Genomic DNA, 22,680 nt, shown 5'->3' with positions numbered 1-22,680 from the left:
TTTCAGGAAACCCGTCATGTCTTTGTTCGCCGATGTCGCCCTTGCCCCCCGTGATCCCATCCTCGGCCTGAACGAGCAGTTCAATGCCGACACCCGCCCGGGCAAGGTCAACCTCGGCGTCGGCGTCTACTACGACGAAAACGGCAAGCTGCCGCTGCTGAAATGCGTCCGCGAGGCCGAGGCCGCCATGGCCGCCGCCCCCAAGCCGCGCGGCTATCTGCCCATCGACGGCATCGCCGCCTATGACAAGGCCGTACAGAAGCTGGTCTTCGGCAGCGAGCTGAAGAACGTCGCCACCGTGCAGGCCATCGGCGGCACCGGCGCGCTGAAGGTCGGCGCCGATTTCCTGAAGCAGCTCAACCCGGGCGCCAAGGTGCTGATCTCCGACCCGAGCTGGGAGAACCACCGCGCCCTGTTCACCCAGGCCGGCTTCACGGTCGAGACCTACCCCTACTACGACGCGGCCAGCAAGGGCATCAACTTCGACGGCATGCTGGCCGCGCTGAATGCCGCTCCCGCCGGCACCGTCGTCGTGCTGCACGCCTGCTGCCACAACCCGACCGGCTATGACATCACGGCCGCCCAATGGGCCCAGGTCGTTGCCGCCGTCAAGGCCAAGGGCCTGACGCCCTTCCTGGACATGGCCTACCAGGGCTTCGGCTTCGGCCTGAAGGAAGACGGCGAGACCGTGCGCCAGTTCATGGCCGCCGGTGTCGGCTTCTTCGTGTCGACCAGCTTCTCCAAGAGCTTCTCGCTGTACGGCGAGCGCTGCGGCGCGCTGAGCGTGGTCTGCAGCAGCGACGAGGAAGCCGTGCGCGTGCTGTCGCAGCTGAAAATCATGATCCGCACCAACTACTCCAACCCGCCCACCCATGGTGCACAGGTCGTGGCCGCCGTGCTGTCCGACGACAAGCTGCGCGGCCTGTGGGAGGAAGAACTGGCCGGCATGCGCGTACGCATCAAGGCCATGCGCTCCGCCCTGGTGGCGGCGCTGAAGGCTGCCGGCGTGACCCAGGACCTGTCCTTCGTCACCGAGCAGCTGGGCATGTTCAGCTACTCGGGCCTCACCGCCGCCCAGATGCAGCGCCTGCGCGATGAATTCGGCGTCTACGGCGTCGATTCGGGTCGCATCTGCGTTGCCGCACTGAATGAGGGCAATCTGCCCAGCGTCGCCGCCGGTATGGCCGCCGTGCTGAAGGGCTGAATGCCCCATTGAAGTGCGCAGGATTGGCGGTTTGACCGCCAATCCGATGTTGCGGCGCACAATCGTGAAACCGTTTTCTGGCACCATCCAGGCATTCCCAGGCCATTTAGCCTTTCGCTCGACCAAGGTTTGCCCATGCTGTATCAGTTCTTCGAAACCCAGCGCGCCCTGCTCAGCCCCTTCTCAGAGTTCGCGGCCGCATCGGCCAAGCTCTACAGCCACCCGCTGTCGCCGTTTGCGCACACGCCCATGGCGCAACGCCTGTCGGCCGGACTGGACCTGATGCACCGCCTGGCCAAGGACTACGAGAAGCCGGAATTCGACATCAAGTCGGTCGAGGTTGACGGCACCGACGTCGCCGTGCAGGAGCTGGTGGCGCTGGAAAAGCCCTTCTGCCGCCTGCTGCGCTTCAAGCGCTACACCGATGAGCCGGCCGTGCTGGCCAAGATGAAGGCCCAGCCAACAGTCCTCGTCGTCGCGCCTTTGTCCGGCCACCACGCCACGCTGCTGCGTGAGACCGTCAAGCAGTTGCTGAAGGACCACAAGGTCTACATCACCGACTGGACCGACGCACGCATGGTGCCGCTGGAAGTCGGCCCCTTCCACCTGGACGACTACATCCACTACGTGCAGGAGTTCATCCGCCACGTCGGCGGCGCCGACTGCCATGTGATGTCGGTCTGCCAGCCCACCGTGCCCGTGCTGGCCGCCATCTCGCTGATGGCCTCGGCCGGCGAGGCGACGCCGCGCAGCATGACCATGATGGGCGGCCCCATCGACGCCCGCAAGAGCCCGACGGCTGTCAACAACCTGGCCATGAACCGCAGCTTCAGCTGGTTCGAGAACAACGTCATCTACCGCGTGCCGACCAACTTCCCCGGTGCCGGCCGGGAGGTCTACCCGGGCTTTCTGCAGCACACCGGCTTCGTCGCGATGAACCCGGACCGCCACCTGTCCTCGCACTACGACTATTTCCTGGATCTGGTGCGCGGTGATGACGACAGCGCCGAGGCGCATCGCAAGTTCTACGACGAGTACAACGCCGTGCTGGACATGCCGGCCGAGTACTACCTGGACACCATCAAGACCGTCTTCCAGGACTTCGCCCTGGTCAATGGCACCTGGCAGGTGGATGGCGCCTTCGTGCGCCCGCAGGACATCAAGACGACGGCCCTGCTGACGGTGGAAGGCGAACTGGACGACATCTCCGGCGCCGGCCAGACCAAGGCCGCCCACGACCTGTGCTCGGGCGTGGCCAAGCAGCACCAGTACCACTACGACGCCATCGGCGCCGGTCACTACGGCATCTTCTCGGGCCGCCGCTGGCGCGAGAAGGTCTACCCGGAAGTGCGCGACTTCATCGCCAAGTACGAAGCGGCGCCGCTGAAGAAGACGGCCAAGGCCACGCCGGTCAAGGCCACTGCCAAGCCTGCCGCCAAGCGGACCCGCAGCACCAAAGCGTGAGCCTCGCGGAGCTCATTGACGCCGCGCTGCCGCAGACCCAATGCACCCGCTGCGGCTATCCGGATTGCCGCAGCTATGCCGACGCCGTCGCCGCGGGTGAGGCCGACATCAACCAATGCCCGCCTGGCGGCGCTGAGGGCGTCGCCAGGCTCGCGACCATCACGGGCCGCCCTGCCCTGGCGTTGAACCCGGCCAACGGCATCGAAGCCACACGCGGCGTGGCTGTCATCGACGAGGCCTGGTGCATCGGCTGCACGCTGTGCATCAAGGCCTGCCCGGCGGACTGCATCGTCGGGGCACCCAAGGCCATGCATGTCGTCGTTGCCGCTCAATGCACCGGCTGCGAACTCTGCGTGCCGGCCTGCCCGGTGGACTGCATCTCCATGCCGGAGGTCACCACGGCCACCGGCTGGGCCGCCTGGAGTCAGCCCCAGGCCGACGAAGCCCGCGAACGCTATGGTTTCAAGCGCTTGCGCCGCCATCGCGAGGCCGAGGAGAACGACGCTCGACTGGCGGCCAAGGTCGAGGCCAAGCTGGCTGACCTGCCGGCGGCGTCAAGCATCACGGATCCCGCCCAGCTTGATCGCAAACGCGCCGCCATCGAGGCAGCCCTTGCGCGGGCGCGAGCCAAACGCACATGACAATGCCGGCATGAACGCCGCGCAGATCGAACGCTTCTTCGCCACGCTGAAAGCCGCCAATCCGGCCCCCCAGACGGAACTGGAGTTCTCCAGCGTCTTCGAGCTGTTGACGGCCGTGCTGCTGTCGGCCCAGGCCACTGACGTCGGCGTCAACAAGGCCACCAAGCGCCTGTTCGCCGTCGCCAACACGCCGGCCCAGATCCTGGCCCTGGGCACCGAAGGGCTGGAGAGCCACATCAAGACCATCGGCCTGTACCGCAGCAAGGCCAAGCACCTGCTGCAGACCTGCCAGATGCTGATCGACCTGCATGGCGGTGAAGTGCCACGCACGCGCGAGGCGCTGGAAGCCCTGCCCGGTGTCGGCCGCAAGACGGCCAATGTCGTGCTCAACGTCGCCTTCGGCGAGCCGACCATGGCCGTCGACACGCATATCTTTCGCGTCAGCAACCGCACCGGCCTGGCGCCGGGCAAGACGCCACTGGCCGTCGAGCTCGGCCTGCTCAAGCGCGTGCCGCCGGCCTACAGCGTCGATGCCCATCACTGGCTGATCCTGCACGGCCGCTATGTCTGCCAGGCGCGCAAGCCGCTTTGCAATGTTTGTGCCGTCATCAACGAGTGCGACTACGGTCGCCAACTAAAATCTGCGGCCGCCGCCTGATTCGAGCCCATCCATGGCCAGCCTGAACGACTTGACCGAACGCGTGGAGCGCCTGCTGCTGCGCCACGACGAAATCCTTCGCACGAATCTGCTGCTGCAGGTTCAACTGACCGCCATCATGCAGGAGCGCGACAGCCTGCGCTCGCGGCTGAACGCCGCACGCGCACGCGTTGACGCGCTGCTCGAACGCCTGCCCGTCGAAGCCTCGAAAGAAGAACAGCAGCCATGAAGCAGATGGAAGTGACCATCATGGGCCAGAGCTATCTGCTCGGCTGCCCCGAAGGCGGCGAGGCCGCGCTGAGCTCGGCCGTCGCCCAGGTGGACCGCGAGATGAGCGCCATCCGCGACGCCGGCAAGGTCAAGGCACGCGAGCGCATTGCCGTGCTGGCTGCTCTGAACCTGGCCTATCAGCTCGCCGAAGTGCCACGCGACGCACCGTCGGCAACATCGCTTGCAAGTCCCGACATGGATACCCTCATCAAGAGACTGGATGAGGCGCTTGGACACGATGGGCAACTGCTCTGAGTCGTAGAATCCGTTCCGTCCATCGCTTTCCTCTGGGGCTTTATTTCCTTCATCCGATGCTCTATGAGCAAGGGCTTGGAAAATGCCGGACGGGCGTGATCGTCTCGCGTCAGATGAACCCGAAGTCCGGTTGACCTCGCCCACCTGATTACCCCTGGGTGTTCAGGATCTCGGCCCCCAGGATTGCGGTGGACACCTCTTTTCCGCGCCCCTCCCTTAGCATCGGCCCATGAACTACTGGCTGATGAAGTCCGAGCCCGACGAGGCTTCCATCCTCGATCTGCAGCGCTCCGGCACCCTGCCCTGGACGGGCGTGCGCAACTACCAGGCGCGCAACTTCATGCGCGACGACATGCAGCTGGGCGACGGGGTGCTTTTCTATCACTCGTCCTGCCCAGAACCCGGCATCGCCGGCCTAGCAGAGGTCTGCAGCGGGGCCTATCCGGATGCCACGCAGTTCGATCCCGAAAGCCATTACTACGACGCCAAGTCCAAGCGTGAAGCACCGCGCTGGGTGCATGTCGACGTGCGTTGGCGCGAGACGACGAGGCTGCTGAGCCTCAAGGAAATGCGCGATGCGCCCGAACTCGCGTCGATGCGCGTGCTGGAGCGCGGCAGCCGGCTGTCGATCACGCCGGTCACGCCGGCCGAGTGGCAGGCGGTGCTGAAGCGGCTGCACACGAAATGACGGCCGGCCTCGTCGCCGAGCTGCTGGCCCTGGGCCTGGCAGCCGGCTTCCTGGCGGGCCTGCTCGGCATCGGCGGCGGCATGCTGATGGTGCCCATCCTGACCTTCATCCTGAACCAGCGTGGCGTCGAGCCGGGCCTGGCGGTCAAGATGGCCATTGCCACCTCGATGGCGACCATCATGTTCACTTCGCTGTCCAGCGTGCGCGCCCACCACCAGCGGGGCGCCGTGCGCTGGGACCTCGTCAAGGGCCTGGCGCCGGGCATCCTTGCCGGCGGCCTGCTCTCGGGCGCTGGGTTGTTCGCCCTGCTGAAAGGGGCCTGGCTGGCCCTGGTCTTTGGCGCCTTCGTCAGCTTCTCGGGCTGGCAGATGCTGCGCAACAGACGGCCGGCGCCCAGCCGCCAGATGCCCGGCGCGGCCGGCCAGTTCGGTGCAGGTGCGGGCATCGGCACGCTGTCCGGCCTGGTGGGCGCTGGCGGCGGCTTTGTCAGCGTGCCCTTCATGGTCTGGTGCAATGTGCCGGTGCACTTTGCGGTGGCCACCAGCGCGGCATTGGGCTTCCCCATCGCCGTCGCCAACACCGTGGGTTATCTCGTCGGCGGCTGGGGGCTCGAGCCCGCGCTGCCGGGCAGCTTCGGCTATCTCTATCTGCCCGCCCTGGCCCTGATCGCCACGGCCAGCGTGACGATGGCGCCACTGGGCGCGCGTGCGGCCCATGCCATGGATGTGGCGCAGCTGAAGAAGGTCTTCGCGATGCTGCTGTTCGCGCTCGCGGCCTACATGCTCTACAAAGGCCTGAGCGAGCTCTAGCCGAAGGCGATGGACGCCAGCACCACCTGATTGCCGCCGCGGCGCTGGGCCTCGTGAACGGCGGCCTCGCTGGCCGCCATCAGCTCATCCTGACGCGAGGCCGTGTGCGGGAAACTGGACACGCCCATGGAGATGGACAGGCCCAGATCCTGGCCGTTCAGCACGACGATCTGGGCTGCGCATTGGCGGCGCAACTGCTCCATGCGCGCATGGGCCGTCGCCAAGCCGACGCCGGACAGCAGCACGGCAAAGCGCTGCGGGCCGATGCGGCAGGCCGAGTCCATCGCACGCGTGTTGGCGCGCAGCATGCGGCCTATGCCTTCGAGCAGGCGCTGCTGGGCATCGTCGCCCAGGCCGGCGATGGCAGACGAAGCGTCCAGCGCAATGATGACCAGGGCGAACTCGCGATGCTCGCGCGAGGACAGGTCGATCTCGCGCAGCAGCTGGTCGTCGAACTGGGCGCGCATGTAGAGGCCCGAGACGTCGTCGCGGCCCGAGCCCTGCTGCAACTCGCGGCGGATCTGCTCGATCGAGGATTGCTGCTGCTCGATCTGGGCCAGGGCGCGCTGCAGATGGGCCTCGCGGTGGCGCTCCTCGGTGCGCTCGTGCCAGACCGACAGCAGGAAATCGGAGCTGAGGGCCAGGCGGGTCACGCTGAACTCGCGACGGCGGCCGCTGATTTCCAGCTTGTGCTCGCTGACGACGGAGTGGCGCTGGGCCATGACCGTCTGTTCGACGCGGCGCAAGGCCGTCGTTTCATCGGGCTTGAGCAGCTCGGCGTCCGTGTGGCCGACGACGGCCTCGCGCTCGAACATCTGCGCCAGGCCCGCGCTCGCGAACACATAGCGGCCCGTGGACATGGCCTTGATTGCCGCCTGGCTGCCCAGGGGCTCGATCAGCGAGACCAGGCCGACCAGCGCGTCGCTGCCCAGCTCCCCATGGCCAGCCAGCCAATGCGCCAGGCTGCCGGGTGGCGGCTGCATCGCGGTTGGGTCAGCGGTCATGTCCATGAAATCGTTTTGATGCGATCACGCACTCGCAACAAAAAGTTGCGAGTGCCAAGGGTGTCGGGGGACTGTAGTGGGGCCAAAGCGGCGCCAGCAAGACCGCGCCACCCCACGAATCGGGCCTCCCCCCTAGAAGGCCCGTTTGCTAGCTGATCTGAATCCTAACGAGTTTCGACGCCGCCACCCACGACAATCCCGCCCCATTCACGGGAGGTCTATGCAGGGATTCGATGCGGTGGTGGTGGGTGCGGGGGCTGCAGGCCTGTTCTGCGCAGGCCTGGCCGGCCAAGGCGGGCTCAAGGTGCTGCTGATCGACCACGCACCCAAGCTGGCCGAAAAAATTCGTATTTCGGGAGGTGGCCGGTGCAATTTCACGAATCGTGACGCAGGGCCGGCCAACTTCCTGTCCGAAAACCCGGCCTTCTGTCGCTCGGCCCTGGCACGCTATACATCCCAGGACTTCATCAAGCTGGTGCAGAGCCACGGCATCGCCTTCCATGAGAAGCACAAAGGCCAGTTGTTTTGCGACGACTCCGCGGAGCAGATCATCCGGATGCTGGTCAAGGAGTGCGAGGCCGGCGGCGTCACGCGCTGGCAGCCCTGCACCGTGGCGGACGTCAGGCAGCTGCCTGGGGGTGGCTTCGAGCTGGACACCAGCCAGGGCCCTGTCAGCACGCCCCGGCTGGTCGTCGCGACCGGCGGCCTGCCGGTGCCCAAGATTGGTGCCAGCGATTGGGGACTGCGCCTGGCCAAGCGTTTCGAGCATGCCATCGTCGAACCACGGCCTGCCCTGGTACCGCTGACCTTCGACCCGGATGCCTGGGCCCCCTTCGCCGCCCTGGCCGGCCTGTCACTGCCCGTGGAGGTCAGCGTGGGCAGCGGCAAGACGCGCATGCGCTTCCTGGAAGACCTGCTGTTCACCCACCGCGGCCTCAGCGGCCCGGCCATCCTGCAGATATCCAGCTACCGCACCGACGGCCAGGCGCTGCAGCTGAATCTGGCGCCGGAACTGCACTTGGACAAGGAACTCGTCGAAGCCAAGACGGCGTCACGGCGCCAGCTCGGCAACGAGTTCGCCGCCCGCCTGCCCCAGCGCCTCGCCTCGGCCTGGCTGGAACGCGCCGGACTGGACGCCGCCAAGCCGCTGGCCGAATGCCGCGACGCCGACTTGCAGCGCCTGGGCCGCAGCGTGCACGAGTGGCAGCTGATGCCCAGCGGCGACGAGGGCTGGCGCAAGGCCGAGGTCATGCGTGGCGGCGTCTCGACCCGAGACCTCAGCTCCCAGACCCTGGAGAGCAAACGCCTGCCGGGCCTGTATTTCATCGGCGAAGTGGTCGACGTGACGGGCTGGCTGGGGGGCTACAACTTCCAGTGGGCCTGGGCCAGTGCGGCCGCCTGCGCGCGGGCCATGGCCGACTCATTCGCGTCCGCCTGAGCAAATCTTGGCAAGTCCTTGATTTCCCGGCTACAATCCTCGGCTTTGCTGGCAAACCCGCGCGTCGATTCGCTGCCGTCGTCAAGAAGTGACGCAGTAATCCGGAACCTGCTGCTGAAACTAGCTGCGAACACCGAGCGCAATCTGAAGGAAATACATGACCACCATCCGCGTCAAGGAAAACGAGCCGTTCGACGTCGCCCTGCGTCGCTTCAAGCGCACCATCGAAAAGCTGGGCCTGCTGACCGAACTCCGCGCCCGCGAGTTCTACGAAAAGCCCACCGCCGAGCGCAAGCGCAAGAAGGCTGCCGCCGTCAAGCGCCACTACAAGCGCGTGCGCAGCATGCAGCTGCCCAAGAAGCTGTACTGATCGTCTCTGACGCGACCCGGAGCCTTGTTTCACGACAACTCCGGTGAACTCCAAAACCCGCTACAGGACGCTGTTGCGGGTTTTTGTCTTTTTGAACCGGATCTCCCCATGAGCCTGAAAGACCGCATCACCGAAGACATGAAGGCCGCGATGCGCGCCAAGGAAAGCGACCGTCTGCTGACCATCCGCGGCCTGTTGGCCGCCGTCAAGCAGAAGGAAGTCGACGAACGCGTCGTCGTCGATGACGCCGCCCTCGTCGCCATCGTCGACAAGCTGATCAAGCAGCGCAAGGACTCGATCAGCCAGTTCGCCGCCGCCGGCCGTGACGACCTCGTCGCCAAGGAAACCGCCGAGCTGGCCGTGCTGCAGGTCTACCTGCCCGAGCGCCTGTCGGCCGAGGCCGTTGCCGAGAAGGTCAAGGCCATCGTCGCCGAGCTGGGTGCCAGCGGCCCGGGCGACATGGGCAAGGTCATGGCTGCGGCCAAGGCTGCCCTGGGCAACAGCGCCGAGATGAGCGTGGTGTCCGCCGCGGTCAAAGCCGCGCTGGCCAAGTAAGGAGTCGCCATGAGCCTGCCCATGCAAGCGATCGCCCCTGACATCTGCGCCGCACCGCAGCTGACACCCGAAGCCATGGCCGAAGCCGCGGCCATGGGCTTCAAGGCCGTGATCAACAACCGCCCCGACTTCGAGCACGGCCCCGACCAGCCAACCTCGGCTGCCATCCAGGCCGCCGCTGAAGCCGTCGGCCTCGAGTACCGCCACCTGCCGGTGGCCGGTGGCTACCAGTCGCCCGAGGAGATCGCGGCATTTGCCGATCTGCTGGCCGAGCTGCCGCGCCCGCTGCTGGTGTTCTGCCGCTCCGGCGCTCGCTCGACCCGCCTGTTCATGCAGGCCCAGCAACTCGGCTGAAGCGTCGGGGCTTACCCTCGGCGACGGCTGAACGAAGCCGCCACCCCTCAAGCGGTCGCTACATTGGCGACCGCTTCGCATTTCTGCCGTCTCCTCCATGAACGCCCTGCTCTCCCTGGCGCAGCGCATCGACAGCCTCAACGACCGCTTCGGCAAGTTTGCCGCCTGGGCCGTGCTGCTGTCCTGCTTCATCAGCGCTGCCAACGCCGTCGTCCGCTACAGCCTGGACTACAGCTCCAACTCCTTCCTCGAGATCCAGTGGTATCTGTTCGCGGCCTGCGTGATGCTGGGCGCGGCCCAGGTGCTGCGCCTGAACGAGCATGTGCGCGTCGACCTGGTCTACAGCCGGCTCACCGGCCACGGCAAGGTCTATGTCGACCTGTTCGGCCTCATCCTCTTCCTGATGCCGGTCATGCTCTACCTGACCTGGCTGTCCTGGGGCTTCTTCGTCGTCAAGCTCAGCACCGGCATGGCGCCCGGTGATTCGATCGCCAGCATGGGGCTGATGGCCTACACCACCAAGCTGCTGACCTCGGGTGAGGTGTCGAGCAACGCCGGCGGCCTGATCCGCTGGCCGGCCGCGCTGGTGCTGCCGCTGGGCTTCGCCCTCGTCACGCTGCAGGGGCTGGCCGAAATCATCAAGCGCGTGGCCTGGCTCGCGCACAAGTTCGAGATGGATACGCACTACGAGAGGCCGCTGCAATGATCTCGATGGAGAGCTTCCCGCCGCTGATGTTCGCGGGGCTGATCGCCATCATGCTGATCGGCTTCCCCGTCGCCTTCTCGCTGGCGGCCCTGGGCCTGGCCTGCGGCTTCTTCGCCGTCAGCCAGGGCTGGTTCCCGCCGGAGTTCATGAGCGCCCTGCCGCAGAACGTCTTTGGCATCCTGTCCAACGACCTGCTGCTGGCCATCCCCTTCTTCACGCTGATGGGCTCGCTGCTGGAGAAATGCGGCCTCGCGGAAGACATGCTCGATTCGATGGGCCAGCTGTTCGGCCCTGTGCGCGGTGGCCTGGGCTACTCGGTCATCATCGTCGGCTTCATCCTCGGCGCCATCACCGGCACCGTGGCCGGCCAGGTCATCGCCATGGCCATGATCTCGCTGCCGGTCATGATGCGCTACGGCTACAACATGCGCTACGCGACCGGCGTGCTGGCCGCGTCGGGCACCATCACGCAGCTAGTGCCGCCCTCGCTGGTGCTGGTCGTGCTGGCCGACCAGCTCGGTCGCTCGGTGGGCGACATGTACAAGGGCGCCTGGGGCCCCTCCATCCTGCAGGTGCTGATCTTCGCGCTCTACACCTTCGTGCTGAGCCGCGTGAAGCCCCACCACGTGCCCGGCGTCCCGAAGGAAGCCCGCACACTGCAGGGCTGGGCGCTGTGGAAGAAATGCCTGCGCGGCATCATCCCCTCAGCCGTGCTGATCTTCGCCGTGCTGGGCTCGATGGGCGGCCTGCCGGGCATCGACACGGCCATCTGCACACCGACCGAGGCGGGCGCCATGGGCGCCGTCGGCGCCTTCATCCTGGCCGGCCTGCACAGGCGCCTGAACTGGCCGCTGATCAAGGAGACCATGCTGGGCACCATGCGCATCACGGCCATGGTGGTCTTCATCCTGATCGGCTCGCGCACCTTCTCGCTGGTCTTCCAGGGCGTCGAGGGCGGCCGCTGGATCGAGCACATGCTCAGCAACCTGCCGGGCGGGCAGATCGGCTTCCTGATTGCCGTCAACCTCTTCATCTTCTTCCTGGCCTTCTTCCTCGACTTTTTCGAGATCGCCTTCATCATCCTGCCGCTGCTGGGCCCGGTGGCGGACAAGATGGGCATCGATCTGGTCTGGTTCGGCGTCATGCTGTGCGTGAACATGCAGACCAGCTTCATGCATCCGCCTTTCGGCTTCGCCCTCTTCTACCTGCGCGGCATCTCCGACACCCTGTTCAAGAATGGCTCGATCCCGAAGAAGGTCGAGTCCAACGACATCTACCTCGGCTCGATTCCCTGGGTGCTGATGCAGCTCATCCTGGTGGCCATCGTCATCTTCTTCCCGCAGACGGTGACGGCCTTCCTCGACAAGGAGAAGGCGGTCGACCTGAACCAGGCCTCGGAGCTGCTGCAGCAGATGGGCGGCCACGACAAGGGCAGCAACGAGATGAGCGCCGACGACGCCAGCAAGCTGTTCGCCCCCGAGCCGGCGGCTTCAGCGGCTTCGTCCGCCAGCGCGCCAGCCGACGACGGTGATGCGGTGCGCCGCGCCCTCGAACAGGACGCCGCCAAGAAATAAGCGCGCCAACAAAAAAGCCCCGCAGTGCGGGGCTTTTTCTTTGCAGCAGCGGTTCAGAGCTTTTGCGCCTGCATGAAGTCGTCGAAGCCGGCTTCGGCAAAGCGGAACCACAGGTTCTGGTCGCGGCGGAAGTTGGAATAGTCCTCGTAGACCTTCTTCCAGTTCGGGTTCTTGGCCGACAGCTCGGCGTAGATACCCATGGACTCCTTGAAGGCCGCGTCCATGGTGTCCTTGGGGAAACGGAACAGCTTGGTGCCGGAGCCGACCAGCTGCTTCAGCGCGGCCGGGTTCTTGGCGTCGTACTTGGCCTGCATGTCGATGTGGGCCATGGCCGAGGCCGCCTCGACGATGGCCTTGTACTCGGTCGACAGCGCATCCCAGGCCTTGGTGTTGATGAAGAAGTCCAGCTGCGGGCCGCCTTCCCACCAGCCGGGGTAGTAGTAGTTGGGCGCGACCTTGTTGAAGCCCAGCTTCTGGTCATCGTAGGGACCGACCCACTCGGCGGCGTCGATGGTGCCCTTCTCCAGCGCCGAATAGATCTCGCCACCGGCGATCTGCTGGGGCACCGCACCCATGCGCTCCATGACACGGCCCGCGAAGCCGCCGATGCGGATCTTCAGGCCCTTCATGTCGGCGATGCTCTTGATCTCCTTGCGGTACCAGCCGCCCATCTGGGCACCGGTGTTGCCGCCGAGGAAATTGATGATGTTGTAGTTGCGATAGAAATCGCGCATCAGCTTCAGGCCATTGCCTTCCACCATCCAGGCCGTCATCTGGCGGCTGTTCAGGCCGAAGGGGATGGCGCAGCCCAGCGCGAAGGTCTCGTCCTTGCCGAAGAAGTAGTAGGGCGCGGTGTGCGCGATCTCGACGGTGCCGCCCTGCACCGCATCGACGACCTGCAGGGCCGGCACGATCTCGCCGCCGGCATGCACCGAGATCTGGAACTTGCCGCTCGTCATCTCGGAGACCTTCTTCGCGAAGACGTCGGCCGCACCGAAGATGGTGTCCAGCGACTTCGGGAAGCTCGATGCGAGGCGCCAGCGCAGCTGGGCCTGGGCCTGCACGATGGCCGGGGCGGCACCGGCCGCCAGCACGCCAGCCAGGCCGGCATGGCGCACGAAGGAACGACGTTCCATGGTCATTGAAGTCTCCTGTTTTCGGATTTGCAAAGAGAGGTGAAGCGCCGGGCGATTCTAGGAAGCGAAACCCCTGCACTCGCCCGGATTTACCCCGGACGCGAACGCCTCAATTGCCCGCCAATTTCATGCCGGTGACCAACACCGATCCGATGGTCTTGGTGCCCATCGAGTACTCGTCGGCACCGATGCCGACGATGTTCATCAGCATGTCCTTGAGGTTGCCGGCGATGGTGACTTCATGCACCGGGTAGGCGATCTCTCCGTTCTCGACCCAGTAACCGCTGGCACCGCGCGAGTAGTCGCCGGTCACGTAGTTGACGCCCTGCCCCATCAGCTCGGTGACGAGCAGGCCCGTGCCCAGGCGCCGGATCATGGTCGGCAGATCATCGCCGGGCGCCGTGGCGCGGCTGGACATGCGCAGATTGTGCGAACCACCGGCATGGCCGGTCGTTTTCATGCCCAGCTTGCGGGCCGAATAGCTGGACAGGAAATAGCCCTGCAGCACGCCGCCTTCGACGACCGAGCGCGCACGCGTGACGACACCTTCGTCGTCGAAGGGCGAGCTGCCCTTGCCCTTCTTCACATGCGGGTCCTCGCTGATGTCGATATGCGCCGCCGTGACCGGCTGGCCCAGGCTGTCGAGCAGGAAGGTGGTGCGGCGGTACAAGGCACCACCGCTGGTGGCCTGCACCAGGGCGCCCAGCAGGCCTATGGCCACCGTACTCTCGAACAGCACCGGCACCTCGGCCGTCGCGGCCTTGCGCGCCTTCAGCCTGGAGAGAGCGCGCTCAGAGGCATAGCGGCCGACGGCCTCGGCCGAGGCCAGGTCGGCAGCGTCGCGCATGGAGCTGTACCAGGCGTCGCGCTGCATGTCATTGCCACGGCCGGCGATGGGCGCGACGGACAACGAGTGGCGCGAGCTGGCATAGCCACCACGAAAGCCGCGCGTGTTGCCCATCCAGAAATGCGACTGCTGGGCCGACACGGCCGCGCCCTCGCTGTTGGTGATGCGCTTGTCCACGGAGAGGGCCGCAGCCTCGCAACGCAGCGCGATCTCGGCGGCCGCCGCGGCGTCGATGGCCCAGGGGTGAAAGAGGTCCAGTTCGGGCCGCGCCGAGGCGTCGAGTGCCAGGTCGGCTTCGTCCGGGAGGCCGGCGAACTCATCTTCGGCCGTGAAGCGGGCGATGTCATAGGCCGCGCGCACCGTGTCGCGGATGGCCTGAGCGGAGAAGTCGGAAGTGCTGGCGTTGCCGCGGCGCTGGCCCAGGTAGACCGAGATGCCCAGCGACTTGTCGCGGTTGCGCTCAACGTTTTCCAGCTGCCCCAAGCGGGCCGAAACCGACAGGCCGCAGCCTTCCGACACCTCGGCGCCGGCATCGCTGGCGCCCAGTTTCTTCGCCTCCGCGAGGGCGTCTTCTATCCACTGCTGGAACTGTTCGGGGCTGTAGGCGAAACCGGCTTGGGCTTGGGACATGAAAGGCATCGAATCGGGGTGAGAGGCAATCATAGGCCTCGGGAAATCAGGGCTTGGCATCGGCCTCACGGAGGCCCTGCTGGCCGTAGAGCTGCAGCGTGACGACTCCGGCGGCACCGCGCTGGAAACCAGCCCGCACGCCGCGGCCCGCATGGATGAACTGCAGCGGTTCGGATGCTTCGATGGGTGTCAGCAGGTAACGGTCGCCGTTGGGAAAGACCAAGGTCAGCTCGGCCTGAGTCTGCTCGACGACAACGCGCGGACCGGAGGCGCCGAAGGCATAACGCCCGCCCAGGCCTGCAACGGCCGCGGAATCGAGGCTGGCGCGGCGCACACGCGTTTCGTGAAACTGCGGCCAGCCATACAGGTGCGATACCGCCACCAGCACTTCGTTGCCCAGCCCTCGTCCGCCTTCGCCGTTGGCCAGGTAGACGGCGCCGTCACCCGTGCGCAGATTGATGGCCATGCCGGCGTTGTAGCCCGTGGTGCCGCCGTAGTGCACCAGCAAGCGTTGATCGCCCTCGCCAACGACGCGAAAGCCGTAGACATGGCCGTCGATGGGCGGGGTGTCCAGCAGCTTGCGCAGGCTGGCCTGGCGGAACACGGCGCTGTGGCCGTGATAGCCCTTCCAGACCTCAGTGAGCAGCAGGGCCAGGTCGCTGGCGTTGGACCACAACCCCGCCGCGGCACTCTCGGGCAGGTGCAGCCATCCGCCCGGCACGGCAGCGCCGCTGTCCGCATGTCCCTCGGCGACATCGGCGCCCGGCGACTGCAAGGCAAACGTGGCGACGCGCATCTTGGCGGGCTCGAAAAGCCAGCGTCTCATCAGCGGCTCGAATGCCAGGCCCTGCGTGTCCTGCATGGCGATCTGGGCCAGCGTGTAGCCGCCGCCTGAATAGCGCAGGTTGGCACCGGGCGTGTCCAGCACCTCGACCCGCGGCGTGTTCGTGCCGGGCGCCGCCGTGACGATATCGACCAGCGACGGCACCGGCCCGCCCTGCGCATAGCCGGGATAGCCGCCCGGCGTGATGCCCGCGGTGTGGGCGAAAAGCTTGCGCAGCGTCACCGGATGCTCGGCACTTTGCTTTCCTGCCGGCAGCTGCACGCCGCGCAGCAGGGCGGCGACATCGCGGTCCCAGTCCAGCCGTCCGGCGTCGGCCAGCCGCAGCGCGGCCAGCACCGTGGCGGGCTTGGCCAGCGACCCTGCCTGGAACAGCGTACGGCAGGACACCGCCGGCTTGCCGACCGCGCGCACACCATAGACGGCCGCCCAGTCCAGCCGGCCGGCGCGGATCACCGCCACGCCCAGGCCCGGCACATGCTGCTCGGCCATGCGCGCGCTCAAGCGTTGCGCCTGCGTCTCGCCCTCGAACACGACGCTCGGCATCACTCCCTCCTCGAAAGCCACTCGCCTTGCATCGGCCCCAGCCTGCTGTACGCAGACGCGCCCCTGCGGCGCCGCGTGGGCGACGCCAACCAACACGGTGCAGGCGAACAGGAGGCGCAGAGCTTGGGGCATGAGGCAGACTGAATCGGGGTGGGCGACAATGTAAGGTCTCGCCCGAACACGGCCCCCGATGCAAGAAAACACTCCTGAATTCGAAGACGACGACGACTTCGACCGCCCCAGCAAGTCCCAGCTCAAGCGTGACTCGACCGCGCTGCAGAAGCTGGGCGACGATTTGCTCGCCCTGCCCGAGAGCCGTTGGGAGCCGCTGGCCCTGCCCGAAATCCTCTACGACGCGTTGCGCCACGCCAAGAAGATCACCAACTTCGAGGGCAAGCGCCGCCAGATGCAATACATCGGCAAGCTGATGCGCAAGATCGACCCGGAGCCGATCCGCGAAGCCGTTGCCGCCTTCAAGCTCGGCCATGCGCAGGACAGCCTCAAGCTGCACCAGTCCGAGCGCTGGCGCGAGCGCCTGCTGGCCAGCGACGACGCACTGCAGGAGTTCCTGGCCGAGCACGCCGAGGTCGACATCCAGCAGTTGCGCAGCCTCGTGCGCGCCGCGCGCAAGGACGCCGCCAACGAACCCGAGAAACGCAGCGGACGCGCCTTCCGCGAGCTGTTCCAGTTCATCAAGTCCTCAGAAGCCGCGGCCGAAGATGAGTGACGCGGCTCCTGAGTCGGTACGGATCGGCATCGTCTCCATCAGCGACCGGGCTTCGACCGGCGTCTACGAAGACAAGGGCCTGCCGGCACTGAAGGACTGGTTGTCCAGCGCCCTGCACAACCCCATCGAATTCGTGCCAAAGCTGATTCCCGACGAGCAGGCCGGCATCTCGCAGGCCCTGATCGACCTCGTCGATACCGAAGCCTGCAACCTGGTGCTGACCACCGGCGGCACCGGCCCGGCACCACGCGATGTGACACCCGAAGCGACACTGGCCGTGGCCGACCGCGTCATGCCCGGCTTTGGCGAGCAGATGCGCCAGATCTCCCTGCACTTCGTGCCGACGGCCATCCTGTCACGCCAGGTCGCCGTCATCCGCGGCCAGGCGCTGATCATCAACCTGCCCGGTCAGCCCAAGGCCATCGCCGAGACCTTGGCCGGCCACGAGAAGGCCAGCGGCATCTTTGCCTCCGTGCCTTATTGCATCGACCTGATCGGCGGGCCCTATCTCGAGACCCGCGACGAGGTCTGCAAGGCCTTCCGGCCGAAGTCGGCGGTTCGCCCCGCTCGAGCCTGACCAGGCTGCGAAGCCATGTCGACGCCGCTTGCAGCCCGGCCCTCGATGCTGCAGCGCGGCGCGACAGCGCTGAAGGCCCTGCTGCTCGGCGGGATGGTGCTGTGGTACGGCCTGCTGCCGGTCGCCCTGATCGAAGACATGGCGAGGCTGCGCCAGGAGCCAGTGCCTGCGGTCGCGACGGGCTTGGCGGTCTTTCTCCTTTCAGGCTTGATGGCAGCGCGCCTGTTCAAGCGGGCCTGGATCGGCCTGAGCATCGCCGCAGCCACCTTCTTCCTCCTGGAACTGTTGCGGTCCGCGGCCTGGCGCGAAGGCCTGCCGGCGGTCTTGGGCATCGGCGCGGTGCTGCTGCTGTGGATCGGTGTCGGGACGGTGGCTGCCCTGGTCTGGCGCCGCGGATTCGACCGCCTCTTGCTGCATCGCCAGCGCTTGGGAGCCGTCGCCGCGACCGCTGCCGGCCTCGCCGTCGGCCTGTTTGTCGTGCTGCACCCGCAACTCTTGTGGCCTTTGATCGGCCTGATCTACAGCGCGTGGAAGCCCGAATCCCCCTTCCCTTCCGACCTCGAGATCGCGCTGTACTACATGCTGGGCGGACTGGCCGTCGGCTTCACCTGGCGGCTGCTGTGGCCGCGCAGCCCGGGCGTTCCCCGCACAGCGATCCTCGTCGCGACCGCCATCTGGTGCGCGCTCGCGTGCAGCACCCTGCTGGACGCCGACGACAGCCCGCAGTGGCCCTACCCCGCAGCGAATGCGGCACCGCCCCTGATCGTGCTGCTGGCCATGGTCGCTGCGTCCTTGCCCGCCGGCCTGTGGCTGGCCCGCTGGCCCGACCGATGGAGCAGCGCCGATGCATAAGCGCATCGCTCTTGCCCTGCTGCTGACAAGCCTGGCCGGCACTTCGCTCGCCTGCACTTGCATGCGACCGGAGGACGAAGCCGCGGACCGGCAGCGCCAATGGGCCGATGCGCAGGTAGTCGTCCTCGCCGAAGTCGTGGGCGAGTCGTCGGAGCCGAGCACCCGCTGGTTCTCGCGCAACCACGTGCTCGGCCATGATTCGCCCTTGCGGCGCCGCGCGCTGCTGCATCTGGTCGTCAAGCATCGCTGGAAGGGTGAACTGACGGAGACCTCGGCGTTCGTGGTCGAGAAAGTCGATGGCTCCCTATGCGGCTACGAAAGCTGGGGCCAGTCGCGCCAGCACCTGCTCTACCTGTCCAGGGCCGGGCATTGGCGCGCCGGCCTGTGCGGCCTGTCGCATCCGGCCCCCGACGCCACGGAGGCCATCCAGGCAATGGACGCAGAGCTGGCCAGCCGCCTGGCCGAGAGGCCCGCTGCCCGCTGAAGCTCAGGCCTGGTTCTCCACCGTGCCGGGCTCGGCCAGGGCCGCCGCCACATCGTCCAGATTGCGGTTGCTGCTGAGGCCGAAGCCGCCGACGACGCGCTGCCCACCGGCTGCCCGCCCCAGGGCCGTGTGCACGCCGACCCAGGCATTGCGGCCGGAGCGCTTGGCGGCGTACAGCCCCAGATCGGCCAGGTTGACGACCTGCTGCCAGCTGCGCGACGCCGGCCTCTCCATCTCGAAAGGCACGCAGGCAAAGCCGATGGAGCAACTGACGTCCAGCTCGATGCCATCGTCCAGGCGGAAGGGCTTGTCCGCCACGGCGGCACGCATGCGCTCGGCCAGTTCCTCGGCGCGTGAGCGGTCGGTGTCGCGCGCCACGGCCAGGAACTCCTCGCCGCCCCAGCGCACCAGATAGTCCGACTCGCGCATGACAGCCCGCAGCCGCGCGCCGAACTGCACCAGCACCTCGTCGCCGGCGGCATGGCCGTAGCGGTCATTGATGCGCTTGAAGGCGTCGATGTCCAGCAGCAGGAAGACGCAGTCCGTGTCCAGCGGCTGGCCGCCCGCGGCCCTCACCTCCTGGGCGCGACGCAGGCCGACGGCCAGGTCCTGCTCGATGTGCTCGCTGAGGAAGCGGCGGTTGTGCAGGCCAGTCAGCGGGTCGGTCACGCTGCTGCGCTGCAGCTCCAGCGTCTTCTCTTCCAGCGCTTCGTGCAGGGCACGCAGCGCCGCCGTGCGCTCACGCACCTTGTGCTCGAGTTCGAGCTGGCGGTGGCGCAGCAGCCGCGTGCGCGCGGTCACCGTCGCCAGCACCAGCAGGCCCAGCAGCAGCACCAAGGCGGCGCGGAACCACCAGGTTTCATGCCAGTTCGGTTTGACGGTCACGGGCAGGGACAGCTCGCGCTCGCTCCATTGCCCGTCGCGATTGGAGGCGCGCAGGCGCAGCCGGTAGTCACCCGGCGGCAGATTGGTATAGGCCGCCAGGCGGCGTGCCGCGTCGGCCGCCGTCCACCCGGCGTCATAGCCTTCGAGCTTGTAGGCATAGCGGTTGCGCTCGGGCGCCGAGAAGTCGGTGGACGCGAATTCCACCGCCAGGCTGTTGCCGTCGGCCGGCACATCCAGCCGCGCCTCGCCGCCCGGCGCCAAACCGACCGAGCGCCCACCGATCTGCACATCGGCGACCAGGACCTCGGGCTTGTTGCTCCAGGACTGCAGCCTTTCTGGCAGCACCACGGTCATGCCGCCAGCCCCGCCGAACAGCAGTTCACCGCGCTCGGTACGCGCCGCGGAGCCGGTCCAGTAGGTCGGGAAGATGACGCCCTCGGCGCGGCGCAGGGCCTTTACGGCCATGTGCGCCGGCTCGATGCGCGCCAGGCCATCGTCGGTGCTGGCCCAGACGCGGCCTTCGCCGTCCTGCAGCAGCGCATTGACGGTGCCATCGGGCAGGCCCTGGGCCACGCCCACGCGCAGCAGGGCGTCGCCCTTGCCCGGCGCTGGCAGCACATCGATGCCACCGCCATAGCTGCCCACCCAGAGCCGCCGCTCGCCGTCCAGCATCAGCGCGGTGACAAAGCCAGCCGACAGGCCGTGCGACAGTGTCCGCCCGGCCGGGTATTGCTCGACGCTGCCGCTGACGGTGTCGACGCGATTCAGACCATTGCGCGTGCCCACCCAGAGCTCGCCGGCGGCGCCACGCGCCAGCACCATGATGCGCTGGTCGGTCAGACCCGGCGCTGCCGGCTTGACGGCTGCGGCGCGACCGCTGGCCAAGTCCAGCCGCCACACGCCGTCGAACTGGCCGCCAATCCACAGCGTGCCGCCGTCGGCCAGCAGGGCCCAGGTGGACGCCGCCGGATCCCGGCCGTCCAGGGCCACGCGGCGCAGGCGTCGCCCGTCCGCGTCGGACCGGTACAGGCCACGCTTGGTCGCGATGAAGACGCTGCCATCCGCCACGCGCACCATGCCCAGCACGATGTCGGAGGGCAAGGCGGTCTCGGGCTTGCTCGCATCGGGCCGCAGCGCAGCGACACGCGTGCCGGTGGCATCGAGGATGTCGATGCCGCTCTTGTGCGTGCCCAGCCAGAGCCGCCCCTCAGGCATGGGCAGGATCCAGCTGATCTCGGCACTGATGAAGCGCGCGTCCAGCACATCTTCGTTCTCGGGACTGATGCCCAGGCGGGTCAGCACGCCGCCCTGGCGCGGGTCGTAGCGGCTCAGGCCGCGGTTGGACGCCGCCCACACCAGGCCGGCGCGATCGCGATAGAGGGTGCGCAGGGCGTTGTCCGCCAGGCTGACCGGCCAGGCCGACACATGGCGGATGCGCCGGCTGTCGCCGCGCTCGACATCGAAGGACACCAGTCCCTGGCCCAGGGTCGCGACCCACATCTCGCCGGGCTGCACCTCCAGCAGGCTGGTGATCTGGCTGTTGCCCAGCACCTCCGCCTTGCCTTCGATGCCGGCCTCGCGCACCTGGACGGCCGGTGCCTCGCCTTCATGGCCCAGCACAAACACGCCGTCGTGCATGCCGCCGACCCAGATGCGCCCGGCGCTGTCCTCAGCCAGGGCCTGGGGCTGGACGACCCGGCCTGCCAGCAAGGGCACGGCCTGCAGGCCTGCGTCGGCCGCCGGTCGGCGGAACAGGCCGGCGGCGCTGCCGATCCAGAGCTGGTTGCGCCGGTCGCGCAGCACGGCCCAGACGCGCGTACCGGCGGCTGCGGCCCAGCCACCCGCCGCGCTGGCATGTTGGATGCGGCCGCTGTCAGGGTCCAGATGGTCCAGGCCGCCATCGGTGACGACCCAGAGGCCGCCCGCGCCATCGTCCATCACCTGGCGCACGCTGACATGGATCAGGCCCTGGGGCCCGCCGACCGGAATGGCGACGAAACGGTCCGTCGCCGGGTCATGCCGGAACAGGCCCGCCGCACTCGTCCCCACCCACAGCCGCCCCTTGGCGTCGCCGTGCAGGGACTGCACATAGTTGTCGGGCAAGGCGCCGGGCCTTTGCGCGTCGGCCTTGTAGACCTTGAAGCGGTAGCCGTCCCAACGCGCCAGGCCGCCCAGCGTGCCCACCCACAGAAAGCCCTGGCCGTCCTCGGCCATGGCGGTGGCGATGGCATTGGGCAGGCCCTGCTCCTGGGTCAGGTGCTGGAAGCTGATGTCGGCCAGGCTGGACCAGCGCCGCGGCGCTGGCGTGGGTGCTGCCTGCACGGCCAGCCACGCGACGGCCATCACCAGGCCGAGCGCCAGGCGCCAAGCCGGAGAAAGCCGCAGTCGGAACTCGCGCAGAAGCACAGCGGGCGGTCTGGTGGCGGACCCTCATGGTCCGGGATCGCCGATTCTCATCCACGCCAGCAGACCCGCGCGCAAACCAGCCGCGGGTCTGGGCTTATTCGGCCGTCCTAATCCCCGTATTGCGCCCAGTCGGTCGGGCAGGCCTTGACCTTGGCGGCCTTCTTGGCCCGGCTGTCCGTGACCCAGCATTCATCGAAGACGGAGCAGTAGCAGGCCTTGACGGTGACCTTGCCCGGCAAGTCGTTGACCCGCGCCCACAGCTCCTCGTTGGCGCTCTTGTCGAGTTGCAGGAAGTCCTTCTCCTCACCGGGTCGCAGGATCTCCCCGTTGGCCGTTGACAGCCGCCAGGCCAGGCCCGAAGGCTTGCCGCCGGTGCTGCAGCAGGTCTTGAGCAGATCCTGGACGCTCTGGACGGGCTTGCCCTCGTAGCTCACCTCCATGCCCTCGATGCGCGCCGGGCCGACCCCCTTGTTGGTCAGGCTGAAGCGCAGCCGCGTGAACTGGCCCGTCACATCGGTATTGCTCGTCGAGTAGCTGACCTGGGGCCAGGACGTGGCCGTGACCATGCGGGCATTGGCCTCGGCCATCTCCTGCATCACGTGGCCATGATGGATGGCCAGATACAGGGAGGCGAAGGACACCACCATCGCGCAGACGGAGGCCGTGATGTCGAACCAGCGGTGGCCGCTGTGGCCGCCATGGTGATGCGAATGGACTTCCGGCTCTTCCAAGACTGCGCTCCCCTGTTGGTGTGGGCGC

At 67.3% G+C, this 22,680-nt stretch carries 24 protein-coding genes; 18 read left to right on the top strand and 6 right to left on the bottom strand.

Translation table 11 applies throughout. The features are described from left to right. The first annotated feature begins 16 nt into the window (after nucleotides 1-16). From ACS5PN_RS02870 to ACS5PN_RS02835, 8 genes are all read left to right on the top strand, one after another. On the top strand, nucleotides 17-1,204 hold the full coding sequence (locus ACS5PN_RS02870; protein ID WP_439462432.1) for an amino acid aminotransferase: 1,188 nt from the start codon (nucleotides 17-19) through the stop codon (nucleotides 1,202-1,204). Between the two features lie 135 nt (nucleotides 1,205-1,339). Continuing rightward, complete coding sequence (locus tag ACS5PN_RS02865; RefSeq protein ID WP_439462431.1) at nucleotides 1,340-2,668, top strand: polyhydroxyalkanoate depolymerase; 1,329 nt, start codon at nucleotides 1,340-1,342, stop codon at nucleotides 2,666-2,668. Continuing rightward, nucleotides 2,665-3,309 carry an electron transport complex subunit RsxB gene (gene rsxB / locus ACS5PN_RS02860; RefSeq protein ID WP_439462430.1) on the top strand — a complete coding sequence of 215 codons (645 nt, stop codon included), beginning with the start codon at nucleotides 2,665-2,667 and terminating at the stop codon, nucleotides 3,307-3,309. The genes ACS5PN_RS02865 and rsxB overlap by 4 nt, the downstream gene beginning before the upstream one ends. A gap of 10 nt (nucleotides 3,310-3,319) precedes the next feature. Continuing rightward, entirely contained in the window at nucleotides 3,320-3,967 is a 648-nt protein-coding gene (nth, locus tag ACS5PN_RS02855) for an endonuclease III (RefSeq protein ID WP_439462429.1), read from the top strand. Nucleotides 3,968-3,980: 13 nt separating this feature from the next. Continuing rightward, nucleotides 3,981-4,196 (top strand): DUF904 domain-containing protein, encoded by a 216-nt coding sequence (locus tag ACS5PN_RS02850; protein WP_439462428.1) that lies wholly within the window; start codon nucleotides 3,981-3,983, stop codon nucleotides 4,194-4,196. After that, the gene (locus tag ACS5PN_RS02845) at nucleotides 4,193-4,492 is read left to right on the top strand and encodes a cell division protein ZapA (RefSeq protein WP_439462427.1); all 300 of its coding nucleotides are present in this window, start codon (nucleotides 4,193-4,195) and stop codon (nucleotides 4,490-4,492) included. The genes ACS5PN_RS02850 and ACS5PN_RS02845 overlap by 4 nt, the downstream gene beginning before the upstream one ends. A 229-nt stretch (nucleotides 4,493-4,721) precedes the next feature. Then, nucleotides 4,722-5,180, top strand: a complete 459-nt coding sequence (locus tag ACS5PN_RS02840; RefSeq protein ID WP_439462426.1) for an EVE domain-containing protein — start codon at nucleotides 4,722-4,724, stop codon at nucleotides 5,178-5,180. Continuing rightward, the gene (locus tag ACS5PN_RS02835) at nucleotides 5,177-5,989 is read left to right on the top strand and encodes a sulfite exporter TauE/SafE family protein (RefSeq protein ID WP_439462425.1); all 813 of its coding nucleotides are present in this window, start codon (nucleotides 5,177-5,179) and stop codon (nucleotides 5,987-5,989) included. Before ACS5PN_RS02840 ends, ACS5PN_RS02835 begins: the two co-directional genes overlap by 4 nt. On the opposite strand, the gene ACS5PN_RS02830 is transcribed toward ACS5PN_RS02835, so the two are convergent. Continuing rightward, a complete protein-coding gene (locus ACS5PN_RS02830; RefSeq protein WP_439462424.1) occupies nucleotides 5,986-6,993 on the bottom strand; it encodes a GGDEF domain-containing protein in 1,008 nt (335 codons plus the stop codon). The genes ACS5PN_RS02835 and ACS5PN_RS02830 overlap by 4 nt on opposite strands. A 220-nt stretch (nucleotides 6,994-7,213) precedes the next feature. Here ACS5PN_RS02830 and ACS5PN_RS02825 point away from each other — a divergent pair, with 220 nt between their 5' ends. From ACS5PN_RS02825 to ACS5PN_RS02800, 6 genes are all read left to right on the top strand, one after another. Continuing rightward, entirely contained in the window at nucleotides 7,214-8,431 is a 1,218-nt protein-coding gene (locus ACS5PN_RS02825) for an NAD(P)/FAD-dependent oxidoreductase (protein ID WP_439462423.1), read from the top strand. A 157-nt stretch (nucleotides 8,432-8,588) separates the two neighbouring features. Next, nucleotides 8,589-8,801 (top strand): 30S ribosomal protein S21, encoded by a 213-nt coding sequence (rpsU, locus tag ACS5PN_RS02820; RefSeq protein ID WP_012346814.1) that lies wholly within the window; start codon nucleotides 8,589-8,591, stop codon nucleotides 8,799-8,801. A 108-nt stretch (nucleotides 8,802-8,909) separates the two neighbouring features. Beyond that, the gene (locus tag ACS5PN_RS02815; RefSeq protein WP_439462422.1) at nucleotides 8,910-9,356 is read left to right on the top strand and encodes a GatB/YqeY domain-containing protein; all 447 of its coding nucleotides are present in this window, start codon (nucleotides 8,910-8,912) and stop codon (nucleotides 9,354-9,356) included. A 9-nt stretch (nucleotides 9,357-9,365) separates the two neighbouring features. Next, nucleotides 9,366-9,710 (top strand): TIGR01244 family sulfur transferase, encoded by a 345-nt coding sequence (locus ACS5PN_RS02810; RefSeq protein ID WP_439462421.1) that lies wholly within the window; start codon nucleotides 9,366-9,368, stop codon nucleotides 9,708-9,710. A 97-nt stretch (nucleotides 9,711-9,807) separates the two neighbouring features. After that, on the top strand, nucleotides 9,808-10,416 hold the full coding sequence (locus tag ACS5PN_RS02805; RefSeq protein WP_439462420.1) for a TRAP transporter small permease subunit: 609 nt from the start codon (nucleotides 9,808-9,810) through the stop codon (nucleotides 10,414-10,416). Continuing rightward, entirely contained in the window at nucleotides 10,416-11,990 is a 1,575-nt protein-coding gene (locus tag ACS5PN_RS02800) for a TRAP transporter large permease (RefSeq protein WP_439463684.1), read from the top strand. Before ACS5PN_RS02805 ends, ACS5PN_RS02800 begins: the two co-directional genes overlap by 1 nt. A gap of 53 nt (nucleotides 11,991-12,043) precedes the next feature. On the opposite strand, the gene ACS5PN_RS02795 is transcribed toward ACS5PN_RS02800, so the two are convergent. The 3 genes from ACS5PN_RS02795 to ACS5PN_RS02785 all read right to left on the bottom strand — a co-directional run bounded on the left by ACS5PN_RS02795 (nucleotide 12,044) and on the right by ACS5PN_RS02785 (nucleotide 15,990). Then, nucleotides 12,044-13,126 carry a TRAP transporter substrate-binding protein gene (locus tag ACS5PN_RS02795; RefSeq protein WP_439463683.1) on the bottom strand — a complete coding sequence of 361 codons (1,083 nt, stop codon included), beginning with the start codon at nucleotides 13,124-13,126 and terminating at the stop codon, nucleotides 12,044-12,046. Between the two features lie 109 nt (nucleotides 13,127-13,235). Continuing rightward, entirely contained in the window at nucleotides 13,236-14,603 is a 1,368-nt protein-coding gene (gene pmbA / locus ACS5PN_RS02790; protein ID WP_439462419.1) for a metalloprotease PmbA, read from the bottom strand. Nucleotides 14,604-14,649: 46 nt separating this feature from the next. Further along, nucleotides 14,650-15,990 carry a serine hydrolase domain-containing protein gene (locus tag ACS5PN_RS02785; protein ID WP_439462418.1) on the bottom strand — a complete coding sequence of 447 codons (1,341 nt, stop codon included), beginning with the start codon at nucleotides 15,988-15,990 and terminating at the stop codon, nucleotides 14,650-14,652. Nucleotides 15,991-16,180: 190 nt separating this feature from the next. Here ACS5PN_RS02785 and yjgA point away from each other — a divergent pair, with 190 nt between their 5' ends. Genes yjgA through ACS5PN_RS02765 form a run of 4 tightly spaced genes read left to right on the top strand, consistent with a single transcriptional unit; the run spans nucleotide 16,181 to nucleotide 18,630 of the window. Continuing rightward, entirely contained in the window at nucleotides 16,181-16,717 is a 537-nt protein-coding gene (yjgA, locus tag ACS5PN_RS02780) for a ribosome biogenesis factor YjgA (protein WP_439462417.1), read from the top strand. After that, nucleotides 16,710-17,294, top strand: a complete 585-nt coding sequence (mog, locus tag ACS5PN_RS02775; RefSeq protein ID WP_439462416.1) for a molybdopterin adenylyltransferase — start codon at nucleotides 16,710-16,712, stop codon at nucleotides 17,292-17,294. The genes yjgA and mog overlap by 8 nt, the downstream gene beginning before the upstream one ends. Nucleotides 17,295-17,309: 15 nt before the next feature. Next, nucleotides 17,310-18,146, top strand: a complete 837-nt coding sequence (locus ACS5PN_RS02770) for a hypothetical protein (protein ID WP_439462415.1) — start codon at nucleotides 17,310-17,312, stop codon at nucleotides 18,144-18,146. After that, nucleotides 18,139-18,630: a hypothetical protein gene (locus ACS5PN_RS02765; protein ID WP_439462414.1), complete on the top strand. Its 492-nt coding sequence runs from the start codon at nucleotides 18,139-18,141 to the stop codon at nucleotides 18,628-18,630. The genes ACS5PN_RS02770 and ACS5PN_RS02765 overlap by 8 nt, the downstream gene beginning before the upstream one ends. A 3-nt stretch (nucleotides 18,631-18,633) precedes the next feature. On the opposite strand, the gene ACS5PN_RS02760 is transcribed toward ACS5PN_RS02765, so the two are convergent. Further along, nucleotides 18,634-21,921 (bottom strand): ligand-binding sensor domain-containing protein, encoded by a 3,288-nt coding sequence (locus tag ACS5PN_RS02760; RefSeq protein ID WP_439462413.1) that lies wholly within the window; start codon nucleotides 21,919-21,921, stop codon nucleotides 18,634-18,636. Between the two features lie 107 nt (nucleotides 21,922-22,028). After that, a complete protein-coding gene (locus tag ACS5PN_RS02755; protein ID WP_439462412.1) occupies nucleotides 22,029-22,652 on the bottom strand; it encodes a hypothetical protein in 624 nt (207 codons plus the stop codon). Nucleotides 22,653-22,680 lie beyond the last annotated feature (28 nt).

It is taken from the genome of Roseateles sp. NT4 (assembly GCF_051857475.1).
In the GTDB taxonomy this organism is placed as follows: Bacteria; Pseudomonadota; Gammaproteobacteria; order Burkholderiales; family Burkholderiaceae_C; genus Pelomonas.
This window is presented reverse-complemented; position numbering and strand designations above follow the sequence as displayed.